19 protein-coding genes are annotated in these 16,977 nt (G+C 37.9%); 10 read left to right on the top strand and 9 right to left on the bottom strand.

The window, feature by feature from the left end:
• The first annotated feature begins 119 nt into the window (after nt 1–119).
• The gene (locus FW757_RS06715; protein WP_446441028.1) at nt 120–1,325 is read left to right on the top strand and encodes a tyrosine-type recombinase/integrase; all 1,206 of its coding nucleotides are present in this window, start codon (nt 120–122) and stop codon (nt 1,323–1,325) included.
• A 6-nt stretch (nt 1,326–1,331) separates the two neighbouring features.
• Here FW757_RS06715 and FW757_RS06710 read toward each other — a convergent pair whose 3' ends face one another.
• Nucleotides 1,332–2,540, bottom strand: a complete 1,209-nt coding sequence (locus FW757_RS06710; protein ID WP_446441027.1) for a hypothetical protein — start codon at nt 2,538–2,540, stop codon at nt 1,332–1,334.
• Nucleotides 2,541–3,000: 460 nt separating this feature from the next.
• Between FW757_RS06710 and FW757_RS06705 the strand changes: the two genes are divergently transcribed.
• The 3 genes from FW757_RS06705 to tnpB all read left to right on the top strand — a co-directional run bounded on the left by FW757_RS06705 (nt 3,001) and on the right by tnpB (nt 4,435).
• Nucleotides 3,001–3,672, top strand: coding sequence for an inovirus Gp2 family protein (locus FW757_RS06705; RefSeq protein ID WP_446441026.1), 672 nt, complete (start codon nt 3,001–3,003; stop codon nt 3,670–3,672).
• A 215-nt stretch (nt 3,673–3,887) separates the two neighbouring features.
• Nucleotides 3,888–4,046, top strand: coding sequence for a hypothetical protein (locus tag FW757_RS06700; RefSeq protein WP_446441025.1), 159 nt, complete (start codon nt 3,888–3,890; stop codon nt 4,044–4,046).
• An 80-nt stretch (nt 4,047–4,126) separates the two neighbouring features.
• Entirely contained in the window at nt 4,127–4,435 is a 309-nt protein-coding gene (gene tnpB / locus FW757_RS06695) for an IS66 family insertion sequence element accessory protein TnpB (protein WP_446441043.1), read from the top strand.
• Between the two features lie 323 nt (nt 4,436–4,758).
• Here tnpB and FW757_RS06690 read toward each other — a convergent pair whose 3' ends face one another.
• The 3 genes from FW757_RS06690 to FW757_RS06680 are packed head-to-tail and all read right to left on the bottom strand — an operon-like array spanning nt 4,759 to nt 6,324.
• Complete coding sequence (locus FW757_RS06690) at nt 4,759–5,331, bottom strand: TetR/AcrR family transcriptional regulator (protein ID WP_446441024.1); 573 nt, start codon at nt 5,329–5,331, stop codon at nt 4,759–4,761.
• A 20-nt stretch (nt 5,332–5,351) separates the two neighbouring features.
• Nucleotides 5,352–5,891, bottom strand: a complete 540-nt coding sequence (locus tag FW757_RS06685) for a carboxymuconolactone decarboxylase family protein (protein ID WP_446441023.1) — start codon at nt 5,889–5,891, stop codon at nt 5,352–5,354.
• Nucleotides 5,892–5,904: 13 nt separating this feature from the next.
• Nucleotides 5,905–6,324, bottom strand: coding sequence for a PACE efflux transporter (locus FW757_RS06680; RefSeq protein WP_446441022.1), 420 nt, complete (start codon nt 6,322–6,324; stop codon nt 5,905–5,907).
• 258 nt (nt 6,325–6,582) lie between these two features.
• Between FW757_RS06680 and FW757_RS06675 the strand changes: the two genes are divergently transcribed.
• Nucleotides 6,583–6,984, top strand: a complete 402-nt coding sequence (locus FW757_RS06675; RefSeq protein ID WP_446441021.1) for a disulfide bond formation protein B — start codon at nt 6,583–6,585, stop codon at nt 6,982–6,984.
• Between the two features lie 286 nt (nt 6,985–7,270).
• Here FW757_RS06675 and FW757_RS06670 read toward each other — a convergent pair whose 3' ends face one another.
• Genes FW757_RS06670 through radC form a run of 4 tightly spaced genes read right to left on the bottom strand, consistent with a single transcriptional unit; the run spans nt 7,271 to nt 9,038 of the window.
• Nucleotides 7,271–7,510 carry a hypothetical protein gene (locus FW757_RS06670; RefSeq protein WP_446441020.1) on the bottom strand — a complete coding sequence of 80 codons (240 nt, stop codon included), beginning with the start codon at nt 7,508–7,510 and terminating at the stop codon, nt 7,271–7,273.
• A gap of 49 nt (nt 7,511–7,559) precedes the next feature.
• Nucleotides 7,560–8,120, bottom strand: coding sequence for a tyrosine-type recombinase/integrase (locus FW757_RS06665; protein WP_446441019.1), 561 nt, complete (start codon nt 8,118–8,120; stop codon nt 7,560–7,562).
• A 12-nt stretch (nt 8,121–8,132) separates the two neighbouring features.
• Nucleotides 8,133–8,552, bottom strand: a complete 420-nt coding sequence (locus tag FW757_RS06660; RefSeq protein ID WP_446441018.1) for a DUF2787 domain-containing protein — start codon at nt 8,550–8,552, stop codon at nt 8,133–8,135.
• Between the two features lie 12 nt (nt 8,553–8,564).
• Complete coding sequence (gene radC, locus FW757_RS06655; protein ID WP_446441017.1) at nt 8,565–9,038, bottom strand: RadC family protein; 474 nt, start codon at nt 9,036–9,038, stop codon at nt 8,565–8,567.
• A gap of 125 nt (nt 9,039–9,163) precedes the next feature.
• Between radC and FW757_RS06650 the strand changes: the two genes are divergently transcribed.
• Complete coding sequence (locus FW757_RS06650; protein WP_446441016.1) at nt 9,164–9,355, top strand: AlpA family transcriptional regulator; 192 nt, start codon at nt 9,164–9,166, stop codon at nt 9,353–9,355.
• A gap of 15 nt (nt 9,356–9,370) precedes the next feature.
• Here FW757_RS06650 and FW757_RS06645 read toward each other — a convergent pair whose 3' ends face one another.
• On the bottom strand, nt 9,371–9,496 hold the full coding sequence (locus FW757_RS06645; RefSeq protein ID WP_446441015.1) for a hypothetical protein: 126 nt from the start codon (nt 9,494–9,496) through the stop codon (nt 9,371–9,373).
• 357 nt (nt 9,497–9,853) lie between these two features.
• Between FW757_RS06645 and FW757_RS06640 the strand changes: the two genes are divergently transcribed.
• From FW757_RS06640 to FW757_RS06625, 4 genes are read left to right on the top strand one after another with little or no spacing between them, the layout of a single operon-like run.
• Nucleotides 9,854–12,613 carry a type I restriction endonuclease subunit R gene (locus FW757_RS06640; RefSeq protein WP_446441014.1) on the top strand — a complete coding sequence of 920 codons (2,760 nt, stop codon included), beginning with the start codon at nt 9,854–9,856 and terminating at the stop codon, nt 12,611–12,613.
• Between the two features lie 24 nt (nt 12,614–12,637).
• Nucleotides 12,638–14,410 carry a restriction endonuclease subunit S gene (locus tag FW757_RS06635; protein WP_446441013.1) on the top strand — a complete coding sequence of 591 codons (1,773 nt, stop codon included), beginning with the start codon at nt 12,638–12,640 and terminating at the stop codon, nt 14,408–14,410.
• A complete protein-coding gene (locus tag FW757_RS06630) occupies nt 14,397–16,058 on the top strand; it encodes an AAA family ATPase (protein WP_446441012.1) in 1,662 nt (553 codons plus the stop codon). The genes FW757_RS06635 and FW757_RS06630 overlap by 14 nt, the downstream gene beginning before the upstream one ends.
• On the top strand, nt 16,058–16,975 hold the full coding sequence (locus tag FW757_RS06625) for a hypothetical protein (RefSeq protein ID WP_446441011.1): 918 nt from the start codon (nt 16,058–16,060) through the stop codon (nt 16,973–16,975). Before FW757_RS06630 ends, FW757_RS06625 begins: the two co-directional genes overlap by 1 nt.
• Nucleotides 16,976–16,977 lie beyond the last annotated feature (2 nt).

Raw genomic sequence — 16,977 nt, 5'->3', positions numbered from 1 at the left:
TTTCGTTCCGTAACCTTCCAGTATTACCTTCCTACTTCTGAGATTTTTAATACCCACAATAGTACCCATGAGATTGTATTGTATATATACTAGCTCTAAATAGCATTGTGGAGCTTCTTATGGCTAGGCCTGTAGTTCGTCTAACAGACAAGAAAATAAAATCTATTGCCAGCGTTGATACAGAGCAAACGCTTTCTGATGGCGGTGGTCTTCAATTACGTGTTTTACCTAGTGGTACTAAGTCCTGGCAATTTAAGTTTAGGGATCCAATAAATAAAAAGTTTAATAGAGTACCTTTGGGGCTTTATCCTGCTTTATCGCTTTCGAATGCTCGTACTAAGGCAATTGAATATAATGAGTTGTTAGCTCGAGGGATCAACCCAAAGGTACATGAATTAGCTAAGAAGCAATCTGAAAGTCGAAAAGCTGCGAATACTTTCTTAGTAGCCGCAGAGCTTTGGTTTGAACGCAAACAGCCTACTGTGACCGCTCATCACGCAGCTAGGGAATGGCGAACACTTGAGATGTATATTTTCCCCAAGTTGAAAGACACGCCTTTAGAAAGCATTACAGCGATTGATACCATTGAAATTCTCAGGCCACTTGAGGCTGACGCTAAGCACTCCACAATTAAGCGTATTTGCCAAAGCTTAAACCAGATCATGGATTACTCGGTAAATCATGGCTTTATCAATGCCAATCCACTAGCAAAAATTATAAAAGTATTTACTAAAAACACGGTTGAGCACATGGCTACAATAAGGCCTGAAGAGCTACCTGATTTTTTAACGGCTGTGAATAACTCTCAAACCATTCAGGACAAAACCAAGCTTTTAATTTTGTGGCAGTTGCACACAATGACTCGTTCAAAGGAAGCCGCAGGCACTAAGTGGGCAGACATTAATGTTGAAGAGGCTGTTTGGGTGATTCCTGCTGAAGAAATGAAGCGTAGAAGGGCTCACAGAGTGCCTTTAACGCCTGCTACCTTGGCAATACTTGAACAAATGAAACCATTGAGCGGTCACCATGAATATGTATTCCCGAGTGAGCGTAATGAAAAGGGCCATGCAAGCACTTATACGGTCAATGCCGCGATTAAACGCAGTTTGGGTTACAAAGATAAGCTGGTGGCTCATGGCTTGCGCTCAGTTGCATCTACAGCTCTTCATGAGGAAGGTTACGACAGCCTTTTGGTCGAAGCCTGCCTAGCCCACGCAGATGAAAACGAAACAAGAGCGGCATATAACCGCTCTGATTATTTAGAGCAACGCAGGCCGATTATGACATGGTGGAGTGAGTTGATTGGGCAGGCTAGTCCCAAGTAAAAGTACTTAATCAAGCATTGTTTTGACTATTTCATTGAGGGCTTTTTTCTCAGTAGTTTTTTGTTCTTTAGCGTAATTGGTTAGTTTTTTTTGGTTTGCTTTGGTTAAACCTAAAGAGTTGTTACTTTTTTGACGAAATGACCTTTGTTTGTTTGCATTATATAAGTAAGCGGTGAGGTCTTTTTGATCAGGTAAAAGATCTACTTCCAGAGTTTCCTTACCATTAATATCTTGAGTACAATCGTAAGCTGAAGGTTGATTAAGCTTTTCGACAATAGAAGTAAAAGTAACTTGACGGTAAAGACGAACTGTAACATTACCAACAACATTAAATGCAGCCAGAGGTGTCGATGGCGCAGTGATAGTGAGATCGTTAATATCAGTATGTATTAATTCATCGATAGCATTAAATTTGATTTGATAGTTATATTTTAAAGGGGAGCCGGAAAGAAAGAACTTACTTGTTTGTGAATTAACATTAGTATTGTTAGAAGGTTTGATAGCCTCGATATGATGAAAAAGGGGTTTTTCGACATTTTTCACAAAGCGACCTTTTAAAAACCTCCAGTTAGCTATTAGTGAAATACATGACCAATAAATTGTTTCATTATCAATTGGTTTTATGAATTGGAACGTATCTTTTTGCCCTGACGCCTCATCTACTTTTTCCATTAGATAACGCCAAACCCAACTACATGTCTCTTCATCTTTTATGTCCAACCAAGGAAGTAGGCTTTTACCTGTTAGATACTGTGAATAGCTGCGCTTCATAGCCAGTAAGTAGTTTTGTTTGACTCCATCATTGCACATTGCAGCGTCAAAAGTTTTTATTATCAGCGGATATGCCTCCTTAATGTTACTTGCAAAATTTCTATAGTACTTATTTTGTGGAGCGAAATGAATCTGTGAAATAGGGTTAAGGTTTATGTAAAAAAGCACCCAGCATACCTGCTTTGGATTTTTAATCGATAGCCAATCAAAACTCTCAATAGGGAGTATATTTTCAAAGTAACTCTTCATTAAGAGACTCAATTGAAACTGTAAACGAACTCCTACTCCATTAATGGATTCATTTTCCCAGCACTGAATAATCTCGCGAGCTTCTTGAATGTTTGTAGGGAATCGATTTACCGTAAACAACTCAGTGTGATGAATATATTCAACTAACCAATACAGTGATCTTTCATCATTTTTGAATGTGTCTAGCCATGACATTTTTGTAATTCCTTATCAAGTGAAGTTCATTTATAGCATAACTAAAGCGTAATTTATAAGTGATTTATTCATAATAAATAAAACTATTTATAGTAAAAAAAACGTAACTAAGATACTTTATATAAGCGCGTTTTTACTGGGTTAACCTATGTTTTAGTGTTTATTTTCTTAGTTTTGATTTTATGATCTATCGCATGCTAGTTTTGAAAAAGCAAATATTAAGCTTTGTAGGCAGATGAATTGATCCCACATCGGTACTACTTTTCTCTTTTTTCTTTCTGTTAAATTCAACTCAACAGCCTAGGGTTTTTTGATTCATACCACACAAACCTGATGGGTTGTTTTTCTGTATAGGTAATATATACACAGCACTACCTTTTCAAACTTATAAAGCAATAATGGATAAATAATTACTAAGGAGACACCTCTTATGTGACTAACTAAAATCAAGAGGAAAATAATGAATATACGTCATCCAGTTAATAGGAACTTAGTGATAAACAAAGGGGGTTTCTACAAAAATATTCCTGTATGGAATAAGGGAGATTTGATACAAAATTATTTAATATCTATTGAGCAGGTTCTAACTCAAAGTCTGAATGAGCACCCTAGGACTTTAGCTATTAGGTTCGATTTAAGATTTCCAGTTAGCTTTGGGATTATTGATCAAGTTGCAAGCTTACAAACATCAAATATATCAAGCTTTTTTAAGAATTTTGATCTAGAAATAAAGCGTGACATTAAAGATAAAATTAAAAGAAACGGTAATGCTCACCATAGTAGTTTGAGATACATATGGGTCAAAGAGCAAGATAGCTCTTGCATGCCCCATTATCATGTTGCGATTTTTCTGAATAAAGACACTTATTATGGTTTAGGTAATTATCAAGGTAATGGTGATAATATGGCTTCTCGTATAATAAGAGCTTGGGCCAGGTCTATAGGGATTGAAACCTATGATGCGGGTAAGTGTGTAGAATTTCCTGATAATCATACATACAGGCTTAATAGGAACAGTGAAAACTTTGCAGAGGATTTTGAACAGCTATTCTTTAGAGTTAGTTATTTTGCAAAAGTTGATACAAAAGCTTTTGGTAGTAAAGATAATTATTTTGGTTGCAGCAGAAGGTAATCAACTTCCCATTAAGCCACTCAACGAGTTTTTGAGACCTTGAACTACTTAAATAAGCTTAAGCCCTTAGTATATATGGGATGGCAAGTTCCCAAAATACCATTATGAGAACCTAAAAAATAAAACACTGGCAAGGCATTTTTAGTAGCAAAAATCGAGTGATTTAGCCACCATTCGATTTTGTCGTGATAATAACATTAACGCATCGACTTTCTATGCTTGGCCTAAATGACGAAATAGTAAGGGTTAAAAAGCAACAGGTGATCCCGTTTGTTATTCATGAGCAAGCCTTTACACACCCTTCAATCATTAAACTCACCACACCAAACGGCTATCAAATAGACTTCGAGTCGACATTAGCTAACCAAACTTGAGCCAAATTATTGAGCGTACTGTGAGAGCTTGCACGCGCCAAGTTTACTTGGTCACGGGGTTCACCGACATGCGCAAATAAATCAATGGCCTGAGTATTATTGTCAGTGATACCCTATCTCTCGCTCCTTTAAGCCAAGCGTGGTTCGTTTTTTGCAATAAACGACGAGATAAATTAAAGGTTTTATTTTGGGATACCAACGGTTTTTGGCTCTATTATCGTCGTTTAGAACAAGGAAGATTTCAGTTGCCAAAACAGACTGATGAACACACGGCTAGGGGTATCGAGCAACGCCAATTACAGTGGTTGCTATCAGGATTACCGGTCAGTAATCAAACACGGCACTCGACTTTATCGGGGTTGTCGGAGATGATGATTTTACCGGCCTAATGCCGTGGAATGTGCAGCTAGGCTTTGATTATAGCTAAGCGCACTGCTTAAATGCGCGCTTACGTCATTGGCATATGGAGAACAAAAAAATGCAAAGATTGGAGTGAAAAGCAAGCGACTGAAAGCGGGTTGGGACAATGCTTATATTATGAAAGTGCTAACTGTATAAAATTAACCCGTTTACCTTGTATGGGCTATGAACTTATAATAATGAAACCCTAACATGGGTTTAGGTGGTATAACACCAATACAAAAGCTGGAAAAGTTAAGCAACGGAAATTCTAAAGCTAGCCTCCATTAAAAATGGGGGGGTATCGGGCGATTTAGTTACAAATCTTAAAGATAATCTCAATCGCTTCATCAATAAGAACATGTTTATTCTCCGTGGTTTCTTGCAAAAAAGCACCTAAATATTCAGTGATGCTAAATATCGAAATCTGCATCAGCGTGGTCAAATGCTTTCCGTTGGATAACATAAATGGCGATAATGTTTTCTTTATCACTTCGCAGAAATAGTCCCTGATATCGCTTTCTATACCAGAGTACTCTGGGTAGGCTTTTAACGCTGAGACAATATCATCATAAACTTTTCCATTAGTTTCGAGACAGTTGATGTAAGACGATATGTAAACGGCGATGGCACTTCGTAAATTATTTGATTGCGTTTTTATCAGATTATTCATTTGGGATGACAGCTCATTGTCACAGCGTCTAAATAGTGAGTACAACAGCATTTGGCGAGTTGAAAAATGATTATAAGTAATGGGCTTAGTTACGCCTGCTTTTTTTGCCAGACTGATCAGAGTCAGGGCATCCGTTCCCTGCTCTTTGACCATCTCGAAAGCCACATCCAGAAGCTGGGTATAGCGTTCTTCCTTTTTAAAACGAGATTTCAATATGACTTTCCTTGCTTCTTCTACGCAAAATCAACTTTGGGGAAATCAATCTTTGGTTGCGTGATGTTATTGACCCAATTGCTAAACGTGTTTAGAGCAGCCCATGCACATATCTGAATGATCTGGCCTTCAGTCAGCCCATGAGCCAAGGCTGACTCAACATCTTCGTTGCTCAAATGTCCTTGCTTTTCAAGAACCGTTCGAGAAAGGGATAAAATAGCTTGATCATCCAAGTTTGTTGATGTGGCTCTTTGAGCATCAGCACACTCCTGCAATGATACCCCAATTTTCTTGGCAGAAAAAGTGTGGCCAGATACACAGTAATGGCATTTGTTGTAGTTAGCAACACAGAGTGAAATCAGTTCTCGTTGCCGATCGGTAAGACTTCCAAAATCTTCAATACTTTGTTCAAAGTCTAAATAACCCCTCAGGCTTGCACCATCGATACCTAGGGCGGCATAAAAGTTCGGGATCATGCCGTATTTTTCTTTGAAGTCCGTCAGAATCGGAGCTGCTAGCTCGTCAGCCGTCTGAATGGTCCGTAGTTTAAAGTTTTTCATTTCATTTCCCTTCTTATTGTGCTGAAACTGGTAAACCGAAAATCAGATCGAATAACCAGTTATAAAAGAATGTAAAGAACATAAAGAACAGGGTGAGTCCAGCATCTAACAGGAATGCATCCCAGAGGCTAATGCTCAACCACCATGAAAAAATGGGTAAGGTCAGAGCTACAAAACCCACCTCAAAACCAACGGCGTGTAATATCCGTCTTCTAAGGCCTCTTCCACGGGTAATCAATGTTTTTTCCCATCTCTCAAACAGAGTGTTGTAAAGCGTATTCCAAATAATAGCCATTACCACAGTGATTACTCCGAGTAGTACCGGATGCCCTGAATCGTCATCTGCCCATGCATGAAATGCCATACTGATTAGTACTAGAGTAATAGCTTCATAAAAAAATATATAAGTAATTCGTCGTTTTATACCTTGCATTGTTTTCTCCTCAATTTCTCAAATTAATTTTTATTTATTTGAGAAAACAGGGAGGACAATGAGTACATCTGGAAGCTTTCGCTTTGTCGTGACCCCATACAATCCAAATGTATACACGATTTAAACAATAGGAGTTCTGTACCATCTTATTTAGTTACCAATAGTAATTTACATTTTAATATACCAATGGTAACTTAATTAGGCAAGTGAACTGAAATTACTTTTCCTTGCTATGTTTAAATTTAAATAAGGGATTTTATGTTTAATGTATTGAGTGATAGTAAAATCAGACTACTTGGTATTGGCGCAATTGTAGTATTTCTGGTGACTTGGGGAATGGACATTTTTTCAGTTGTCGATCCTTGCCCATATTGTCGTACACAGCGCTCAGTGATTGGTTTATTGGGGGTACTGATGCTATTCCGAAATCTTCATTGGTCAATGCTGCATCTGGGAAATGTTTTTGCGTTTTATGGTGCACATGTTGCTGCTTTACAGCACTTTATGAATTGGGACGCGTTTGATGACGGCAATTTTGACATGTTATATCAACCTATTTACAAGAACGACTTTTATTTGTCTGCGGCCGCATTGCTTATTATCTTGACTCAAGTGGTTCTTATTAATCGACACTGGATAAAAAGATCTGAGTTGGCTTGATTATCTGAACAAGAAGAGTGGTCTTCTTAAGCAGGGTATTAGCGATTAACAAAGTATAGGGAACGCCCTAGCTCCAACTAGGACGTGTTGATCTTTGCGGTATGAAAAAAACAGCATGGAGATAAGGTATAATTGAATTCGCCAGAAAATTTCACACCGAACCTAATGCCGTGGAATCTGCAGCTAGGCTTCGATTATAGCTAAGCGCACTGCTTAAATGCGCGCATACAAATAAACGGTGTTATTGCACTATAAAAGAGTGCTCACTATGAGCACTCGTATTTAACTAATCAAACAAACTAGCAATGCCAGCAACTACTCCACCAGCTACCGCTAAAGGGATTGTAACTGGCGCAGACGCGACACCTGCACAAACTACTATTGCACCAGATGTAAGCGCTCCAGCAGCTGCACCGGAGCCTATAGCCACGGCGGTTCTGCTTACGCTAGCATCATTACTGCCAGTTATCTGTTTGGATAACTCATTACCAACTAAGCCGCACGAAACGGCTTTATTTAAAGACATAATGCCTTCCTTTTAGTTAAGTAAAACAAGCGCCAGAATGACGCTAGGGTTATAGCTCTAGTTCTTCAAAGTCTTTGTCTATTTCCTCCTGTGTTATGCCTATATAACGAAGTGTTGTTGCTTCGGAGCTATGGCGAAGCATTTTCATTACTCGGGCGATGTCGTGGGTTTTCTGATACAAGTGATAGCCACGTGTTTTACGCATTGAGTGAGTACCTAAATGAATATTTAGCTCTTCACCCACTAGCGCAAATGCTTTTGTAACCGCTCTACGAGATAGCGGTTTGGGCTTTGAGTTAATCGCTTGTTGATTTCGGTATGATTGAAATAAGTAGATGTGATGTGGATGTGTAAGCTTAATTTCGTTGATTAAGTTAAGCGCCTTATCATTTAGCTTAATTTCAGCTAATTTTGAGGTCTTTGACTCGTAAATAATCAACCTATCGTTATTTATGTCAGTAAACTTCACTGCAAGTAAGTCAGATATTCTAAGCGCGAGATTTAAGCCAATGTTCCATATTTGGCTCATTTGCCTTGAGCAACGCTTTTCTAGCAAATAACTAACAAGTCTTACTGTATCAAGATCTTTAACCGCTTGTACTTCAGCCATAAAAACCTCCAGTTACTCAGTAGTAATCATTACCTGATAACAACCTGTGTTGTAGTACTCAACAAAGTTTGAAATAAACAAGGCTAACAACTCTTTACCTTCCTTAGCGTTTAACCAACCAGCTAGAAAGTGATAAACCTGCTTAATGCTAAAGCACACATCAATTTCTTTTATCAGTTCAGGGGTATGACGGCCCTGATACGAAAAGTCAGTAATATAAATAAGCTGCCAGCAGGTGGCCTGCTTTTCCAACCTAACCTCTACAGGGTGAAAGCCTCCAGCTTCAGGGCTGTAGTCTGGATCTCTAAAGTTAAGCGTAACCGCCTTAGCTCCGCCTACCGAATCACCTCCCTCAATAACTGCACTTACAATCACACCAATAAAAGACTCAGGCACTTTTAAGCCTGATACTTGCTCTATTTGTAACGCCATATCTAATTCCTTTTAAATTAATCCATGTTCAGCAAATGAATACGTGCTTTCGCCAATGATGATGTGATCAAGCACAGATACATCAATTAGGTTTAAAGCTTGCTGTAATTTGGTAGTAATAAGCTTGTCTGCTTGAGATGGGGTAGTAACGCCTGAAGGGTGGTTATGCGCCAATATAACTGATGCAGCATTAAGCTCCAGAACTTCTTTAACGACTTCTCTAGGGTAAACACTAGCTGCGTTAATAGTGCCTCTAAATAGCTCTTTAAACTCTAGTATGCGGTTCTGGCTATCTAAAAACAGTACGGCAAATACTTCATGTTCATGTATCACGAGTTTATGTTTTAAGTACTCTTCGCAATCATTAGGGCTATTTAAAGCGCCATCTCTAAACTGCTTCTTAGCGATTATGTATGCAGCGGCTTCTAGTATCTGCTCATCATTTACGGGGTGTTTAAATTCATATAACGACTGTTGACCTTGCATTGTAAATTCCTCTTAAGTGGTTCATGCAAGTTAGTGATGTATATGTGTAAGTTTTTTGTTTGAAGAGCATAAAAAAATACTGACCCCGGAAAGGTTATGTACTAATAACCAACCGGAGAAATTCCATGCGTTTAATCAAATTAAAAGAAGTAATCGAAAAAACATCACTAGGCCGTTCAACAATTTATGAGTTTATGACTAAAGGCATATTTCCAAAACAAGTACCGCTTGGTGCCAAATCGGTAGCTTGGCTTGAGTCAGAAGTTGATGACTGGATAATGGAAAGAATCGGGCAAAGAGATAATAGCTGCATGTAGTATGCAGCTATGGATTTATGAACTTTTAGTTATAGCGACAATTGCTATAGCTATAATGCATAAAACAGCTACTTTTTCTATTGAAAGATCTTTTGCATTACTAACCAAGCTATCTAGATTTATAAAATTATCAAAATTCATGGAACCACCTTTTTTCCTCGTTATTAACGTAAGTATTAGTTACAGATTAATATTTAGCGAATAAAAGTATTTTTAATGTGTGCTTTTAACAATCCAAGGTTTATTGTTTAACTTAAAAGTATAATTTTGCTTCAAAATTTAAATTTCTATATTATCGATAGAGAAAATAACAGCTGACTAGTTATTGGGTGTATTACAACCCAGCATTGGGAAATGTCTTACACAATTGTTAGCAGCAAATTTGTTAAAGTTGTATCTCACTTATCAACTTGTCTGATATTGCTTAAGGTGGAAGTATCAACCACTACCGCCTGTGTTAAATATATTGTTATAAGTACTTGCAATGGAAGAGCATAAATGGAAATTAAACCTGAAGATCAAGCCCGATTAGTTATAGATAAAAAGCTAATTGAAGCGGGTTGGACTATCCAAAACAAAAAACGCATGAACCTTTACGATGGTAAAGAAGGTATTCATGGTATCGCTATTCGTGAAATGGATACGTCTACAGGTCCTGTTGATTATATGCTTTTTGTCGATGGCAAGGCTTGTGGTGTTATAGAAGCTAAAAAGGATGGTATTTCATTAGGTGGGGTAGCAGAGCAAAGCGGCCGTTATAGCTTATCTAAGTCAGCGTTTACTCAACGTTGGCTAGATGATTTACCTTTTACATACGAAGCCAGTAGTCTTGAAGTCCGCTTTTGTGATTATCGTGACCCTAAAGCACGTAGCCGCAGCATCTTCCACTTTCACAAACCTGAAACCCTCAAAAACTGGCTTGAAGAAGAAAACACACTTCGAGCGCGTATGCATGACCTGCCAGAGTTAAATACTGAAGGTCTACGCGATTGCCAAATAGCAGCCATTACAGGCATTGAAGACTCACTTAAAAAAAATAAACCTCGTGCTTTACTGCAAATGGCCACAGGATCAGGTAAAACCTTTACCGCCGTTACTCAAATTTATCGCCTAGCAAAATACGCAAAAGCCAAAAGAGTATTGTTTTTGGTAGACCGTGGTAACTTAGGCCGTCAAGCTAAAAAAGAATTTGAACAATACGATACCCCTTTAGATGGACGTAAATTTACCTCTCATTACAATGTAAACATGCTTGGCACAACAGGTGTTGCGGATACCACTAAAGTTACCATTTCAACCATTCAGCGTTTGTACTCTCAATTAGCAGGTACAGAGTTAGATGATGATGCCGATGAACGTTCAGGCTATGAAATAGAAGCGAATACAGAAACCAAAGAACCTCGCAAGATTAGTTATAACCCAGAAATGCCCATTGAAACCTTTGACCTCATCATCATCGATGAATGTCATCGTTCTATTTATAACTTATGGCGACAAGTCATTGAGTATTTTGACGCCTTCTTAATTGGCTTAACAGCTACACCGACTAAGAAAACTATCGGCTTTTTTAAGCAGAACCTCGTATCTGAATATACTCATGAGGATGCGGTAATCGATAAAGTTAACGTAGGTTACGACATCTATCGCATTAAAACTAAAAAGTCAGAAGAAGGTGATTTAATAGAAGCAGGCACCGCTGTACAAGTACGTGACCGTTTAACTAAAAAGAAACGCCAAGAAATTCTCGACAAAGACGAAAGCTATAATAAAAAGCAACTTGATCGAAGTGTTATCGCTCCTAATCAAATACTCACTGTACTCACAGCATTTAAAGATAATTGCTTACCTGATTGCTTTAGTGGGCGAACATGGGTACCTAAAACCTTAATATTCGCTAAAGATGATGACCATGCCGATCGTATTGTTGATAAAGTACGAGAAGTGTTTAATGAAGGGAACAGCTTTTGTAAAAAAGTAACGTACCGAGTTGGTAAAAAAGCAGCGGAAGATACTATAGCTGAATTTCGTACTAGCCCTCGTTTACGCATTGCTGTAACAGTAGATATGATAGCCACAGGTACCGACATTAAACCTTTAGAATGTCTTATTTTCATGCGTGATGTTCGCAGCCAAGCATACTACGAACAAATGAAAGGGCGCGGTACACGGGTAATTGATGATGACTCACTTAATGCAGTAACGCCAGATGCCAAAGCAAAAACCAAGTTTGTTTTAGTAGATGCCGTAGGCGTAACTGAAACTGATAAAACTGAAAGCCAAGCGATGGAACAAAAGCCGTCAGTTTCTACTGAAAAGCTCATGGAACAAATAGCCCGAGGCGATAGGTCGGCTGAAACCATACGTAGTTTAGGCAACCGCTTAATACGATTAGATTTAAAGATTGATGATAAGCAACGAGCTGAACTAAGCGAATTAATGGGTAAGCCGTTAGTATTAGTAGCCGGTGAATTAATCCATGCCACCAATGAAGATTATTTAGAGCAACAAGCAAAAGTTGAATTTGGCACCGATGCGCCAACCCAAGAGCAACGAGATCAGGTTTATCAACCGCTAGCAAACGCAGCAATAAAGCCGTTTCATAACCCAGATGTACGAGAAACTATTGAAAAGGTAAGGCGCAATACCGACCAAATTATTGATGAAAGTGCTGATGAGTTAATTGATGCAGGTTTTGATGAAGAAAAAGCGCAACACATCATTGAAAGCTTTAAACAATTTATTAATGACAATAAAGACGAATTAACGGCAATTGAGTTAATTTTCAGCAAACCATATCAACAACGACACTTAAGTTACGAACAAATAGAGGAATTGGCTGAAAACATTCAGGCACCACCGTATAATCTCGCCCCAATAGAAGTGTGGAAAGCTTACGAGCAACTTGAAACAGCCAAAGTGAAAGGTGTGCCACCGGCAACACTACTTACCAACATTGTAAGCCTAGTCAGTTATGCCACAGGTTTAAAAGATGTACTAGAGCCTTTCCCGCAAGTGGTTGAACGCCGCTTTGATACTTGGTTAACGCAGCAACAGCAAACAGGTGTTGAATTTGATGCTGCCCAACTTGAATGGCTGGCACTAATTAAAGAGCAAATTGCTCAAAATGCAGAAATGATGATAGAAGACTTTGATTATGCCCCGTTTACCCAACAAGGTGGCGTACTGAAAGCCAAGCAGTTATTTGGTGACAAACTAGATAATGTAGTCAATGAATTGAATGGCTATTTGATAGCTTAGACATATAACTAAATTAGAAGTTTAATGAATAAATTTGAAGTAAGTAGCATTCCTCCTAACTGGGCTGTTGCAACAGTTAATGACTTAGGTCAATTCATAAATGGTTTTGCTTTTAAACCCGACCACTGGGGAGATGGAGGTGTACCTATTGTAAGGATACAAAACCTTACCAACTCTTCAAAACCATTTAATTATACTAAGATTGATGTACCTGAAATTTACTCAATTTCAAATGGCGATTTGCTAGTTAGTTGGTCTGCTACACTGGATGCATTTATTTGGAAAGGGGGGAGTGCTTGGCTTAATCAGCATATTTTTAAAGTAATTCCAAGCAAGTACTTTCATCCAGGGCTGAGTTATTATTGGATGAAAATAGCTATTGAGCAAATGGTTAATACTGAGCACCTTCACGGTAGTACCATGAAACATATTAATAGAGGTCCATTTCTAGCTCATGAAACTAGAATTCCTCCTTATGGGGAACAAGTTGAAATTTTTAATAAGATAGAAGAGCTATTTTCACATATAGATGCCGGTGTTGAAGGGCTAAAACAAGCTAAAGCTAAACTACAACAATACCGCCAATCTGTATTAAAAGACGCGGTAACGGGCAAGTTAACTGAAAAGTGGCGTGAACAAAACGCCGATAAATTACAGCCAGCCGATGAATTACTTGAACGCATTTTACAAGAACGCCGGGCAAACTGGGAAGCCGAACAACTTAAAGCTTTTGAAGAAAAAGGCAAAGTGCCTAAAGATGATAAGTGGAAAGATAAGTATAAAGATCCCCTCCCTCCTGAAACTGAAGATGTGCCGGATATCCCAATTGAATGGGGTTACTTAAGACTTGAAGCTATCTCAAATATTCAAGGTGGCATTACCGTAGATGCTAAACGAAAGCCAGATGAAACAACATTGTTACCGTATTTGAGGGTAGCAAATGTCCAAAGAGGTTATTTAGACCTATCCAAAATGAAAGATATTAGAGTTCCTAATGACAAAGTAGATAGCCTGCTACTTCAAGACGGAGACATTTTGTTCAACGAAGGTGGCGACAGAGATAAGCTAGGGCGCGGCTGGGTATGGCGTAATGAGATCGATAAGTGTATCTATCAAAACCATGTGTTTAGAGCTCGTTTATATAGTAATGAGCTTGTGCCTGAGTTTGTATCTATCTTTGGTAACACAATAGGAAAAGAATACTTTATAAAACAAGGTAAACAGACAACTAATCTAGCATCAATAAATAAAACTAAACTAAGCGCTTTTCCAGTGCCTTATTGCTCATTAAATGAAATGACAAAGATTATTGAATTTGTAACTGACAAAGTCGGTAAAACAGATCGTACAATAATCGAAGTGGATAAAAAAATATTACACGCTAGTCAACTTAAGTCTTCAATTTTAGCCAAAGCTTTTTCAGGCGAGTTAATTGAGAATATCGAAACGGATGAAACGGCGGAACAACTACTCGAAAAAATCCAAACTGAAAAACAGCTTTTAGAAGAAAAAGCCAAACTTGCCAAAAAGAAACCTAACACGAGAGCAAAAAAAATGGATAAACAGCCAATTATTAATGTGCTTAAAAAAGCAAAGAAAGCATTAAGCGTAGATGAGTTGTTTGAGCAAGCGGGTTTTCAAAATGATGTTTCACCTGAAGGCATTGAAGCCTTTTACCAAGAGTTAAAAATAGTTACTGAGAATGAAAACGTAACAGTAACGCCTGTTATGTTGAAAGAAAAGAAGCAAGGTGACAAGTTTGAATACAAGGAAGTAAAAGAAAATGAAGCTGGATAAACTATGGATCAGTGAGTTTAAAAACCTTAAAGATATTAAAATTGATTTTGACCAAGACGAGTTGGTAACGGTTGTTATCGGTTGGAATGGTGCGGGTAAGTCAAATGTCATTGAAGCTTTGGTTATAATATTTCGCGACCTCGATTTACACAAAGAACCGTCGTTTTCGTACAAGCTTGAATACATTTGTCGTGGTAATCGTATTTTAGTTGATGCAACAGATACCAAAGTAAAAAAAGAACAATACAAAGTACTCGTTCACGAAGAAAGAAAGCCAGAAAAAGTAGTTACCGATAAATACATAGATTTTTTTAATAACAAAGATCGAGAATATTTACCTTCAAATGTATTTGGTTATTACTCTGGCCCGAGTGATCGTTTAGCTACGCACTTTTACGACCATCAACGTAAGTTTAGAGATCAGCTTTTATACCCTGAAAAGTACGGTTTAGATGAAAAAACACTTCCGTTAAGGCCTTTGTTTTATGCTCAAAAAGTTCATAGTAACTTTGTATTACTTTCATTCTTTTTAGGTGCTGATGAAAAAGTTAAAAAATTCTTAAAAGAAAAGTTATTTATTGAAGATATTGAGTCAGTATTGTTTGTTCTTAATAAGCCTGATTGGACAAGTAAAGAAGGTGATCCGAGATTTTGGAATGCAACAGGCGTTGTAAGGCCGTTTTTAGATAGGCTCTTTTCTGCTTCTTTAGCACCAATGCGTAAGAAGATAAAAGTACCGCACCCAATGAAAAAGAACCCTGAAAATGTAGATGCATTATTTCTTTACCTAAAAGATATAGAAGCTTTACAAGACGTGGGTCAAGAAACATCAGATAAAGATTTTTTTAAATTACTTGAAAGTATCTATTTTTCAAACTTGATTCATGAAGTACGTATCAGGGTTAAGATTAAAAATAAAAACGGTACTGATGAATCGCTAACTTTTAGAGAGTTAAGTGAAGGTGAACAACAGTTAATTACCGTACTTGGTTTATTACGCTTTACACGTGATGATGAATCCTTGTTTTTACTAGATGAGCCTGATACCCATTTAAATCCTGCGTGGAGTATGGAGTATATTAACTTTTTGAAAGAAGTAGCTGGCTTTAATTTAGATGCTAAAGAAGACACAGGTGATAAAGATGATGCAGAATCAGACGCTGTTGATAACAGCCATATCGTTCTAGCAACACATGATCCCATTGTTATTTCTACCCTTAAGCAAGAACAAATTAAAATAATGAAGCGTGATGAAGACAGCTTAAAAGTTTTTGCTGCGTCACCGCTTTATGAGCCTAAAGGCATGGGTTTCTCCGGTATTTTGATGAGTGACATGTTTGGCTTACGTTCTGATTTAGACCCTAAAACACTAGCCAAGCTTGATGAACACGCGATTTTACTAGCAAAAGAAGATCGTTCAGAGCCAGAAGAAAAGCGTTATAAGCAGCTACAAGAGCAATTAGACAAATCAGGCTTTCTTGATGCCTATTCAGACCCATACTTCTCAGCCTTTGTTAAAGCATGGGGTAGAAAACATGGTGATAAATTATTCACTCAAACCTTTTTAAATGATAGAGATAGACAGCAACTAGCCGATATGACGGATGAAATACTCGCTGAACTTGATGCTGAAGAGGCAGAAAAGTAATGCGTTATATTGACATAGATGAAGTCGACTTGGATCTTCCTGATAACTGGTATGATACCGTCGAGCAGGCTTGGGAATATGTGAATGGTAAGGTAGAAGAAGCGGAAGCTGCCACTATTGTTAAATCAGAAAAAGAGGGTTGGACTCCTGAGCAGCAAACAGAGAAAATTGTAGTAGCTAAAGAAAAAGCCCGCAAAAAAGCTATCGGTGCAAAAAGTAATGTATGGGGTCAATTAAGTACCATTATATCAAAACGCTCATATGGTAAATGTTGGTACTGTGAAAGTAATGAGCTCAGGTCCGACAATCCAATCGACCACTTTAGGCCCAAGGGAAAAGTAGCTGAATGCCCAGAGCACCCAGGTTACTGGTGGCTGGCATTTGATTGGAAAAATTATCGTTTCGCGTGTACTTTTTGTAACTCTAGACGAGTTGATGTTGAAACAGCTGGTGGTAAACAAGATCATTTCCCTGTTTTTACTCCACCTGATTGGAATAAGTCTGAAGGTGATAATAATTTAGAAAGGCCTAAACTGTTAGATCCTACTGATGAAGACGATTACAAGCTTCTTACATTTAATAAAAATGGGGAAGCTTGCCCTAACTGTGATGATGAAGACACTGAAGATTTTCAAAAAGCCAAAGAGTCTATTGAAAAATTTCATTTGAACCATGGCCCAACAAAAAAAGCACGAAAGGCAATAAAGCAAAAAATAATGCAAGTGGTCGCTGATACAAATGAGTTGTTAGCGCAAGGCATTGATATTAAATCAGGCCAAATCAAGTCTAATAAGAAAGAACTTATTAAATTAATTAGACCTTCTTGTACCACCACAAAATTTAACACGGCTGCAAAACTGTATCTAAGAGAATTCGAAGATAATGTTTGGGTTAAAGAAATATTAGATAGAGATTAGTA

The organism is Pseudoalteromonas sp. 1181_04 (genome assembly GCF_052850545.1).
This window is presented reverse-complemented; position numbering and strand designations above follow the sequence as displayed.

Bases quoted from the DNA above. Each gene is read 5' to 3' on its own strand.
- FW757_RS06680 (WP_446441022.1), bottom strand. From the start codon at position 6,324: ATGCAAGGTATAAAACGACGAATTACTTATATATTTTTTTATGAAGCT.
- FW757_RS06685 (WP_446441023.1), bottom strand. From the start codon at position 5,891: ATGAAAAACTTTAAACTACGGACCATTCAGACGGCTGACGAGCTAGCA.
- radC (WP_446441017.1), bottom strand. From the start codon at position 9,038: ATGCAAGGTCAACAGTCGTTATATGAATTTAAACACCCCGTAAATGAT.
- FW757_RS06650 (WP_446441016.1), top strand. From the start codon at position 9,164: ATGCGTTTAATCAAATTAAAAGAAGTAATCGAAAAAACATCACTAGGC.
- FW757_RS06670 (WP_446441020.1), bottom strand. From the start codon at position 7,510: ATGTCTTTAAATAAAGCCGTTTCGTGCGGCTTAGTTGGTAATGAGTTA.
- FW757_RS06715 (WP_446441028.1), top strand. From the start codon at position 120: ATGGCTAGGCCTGTAGTTCGTCTAACAGACAAGAAAATAAAATCTATT.
- FW757_RS06675 (WP_446441021.1), top strand. From the start codon at position 6,583: ATGTTTAATGTATTGAGTGATAGTAAAATCAGACTACTTGGTATTGGC.
- FW757_RS06630 (WP_446441012.1), top strand. From the start codon at position 14,397: ATGAAGCTGGATAAACTATGGATCAGTGAGTTTAAAAACCTTAAAGAT.
- FW757_RS06660 (WP_446441018.1), bottom strand. From the start codon at position 8,552: ATGGCGTTACAAATAGAGCAAGTATCAGGCTTAAAAGTGCCTGAGTCT.
- FW757_RS06625 (WP_446441011.1), top strand. From the start codon at position 16,058: ATGCGTTATATTGACATAGATGAAGTCGACTTGGATCTTCCTGATAAC.
- FW757_RS06645 (WP_446441015.1), bottom strand. From the start codon at position 9,496: ATGAATTTTGATAATTTTATAAATCTAGATAGCTTGGTTAGTAATGCA.
- FW757_RS06640 (WP_446441014.1), top strand. From the start codon at position 9,854: ATGGAAATTAAACCTGAAGATCAAGCCCGATTAGTTATAGATAAAAAG.
- FW757_RS06700 (WP_446441025.1), top strand. From the start codon at position 3,888: ATGCTTGGCCTAAATGACGAAATAGTAAGGGTTAAAAAGCAACAGGTG.
- FW757_RS06710 (WP_446441027.1), bottom strand. From the start codon at position 2,540: ATGTCATGGCTAGACACATTCAAAAATGATGAAAGATCACTGTATTGG.
- FW757_RS06705 (WP_446441026.1), top strand. From the start codon at position 3,001: ATGAATATACGTCATCCAGTTAATAGGAACTTAGTGATAAACAAAGGG.
- FW757_RS06635 (WP_446441013.1), top strand. From the start codon at position 12,638: ATGAATAAATTTGAAGTAAGTAGCATTCCTCCTAACTGGGCTGTTGCA.
- FW757_RS06665 (WP_446441019.1), bottom strand. From the start codon at position 8,120: ATGGCTGAAGTACAAGCGGTTAAAGATCTTGATACAGTAAGACTTGTT.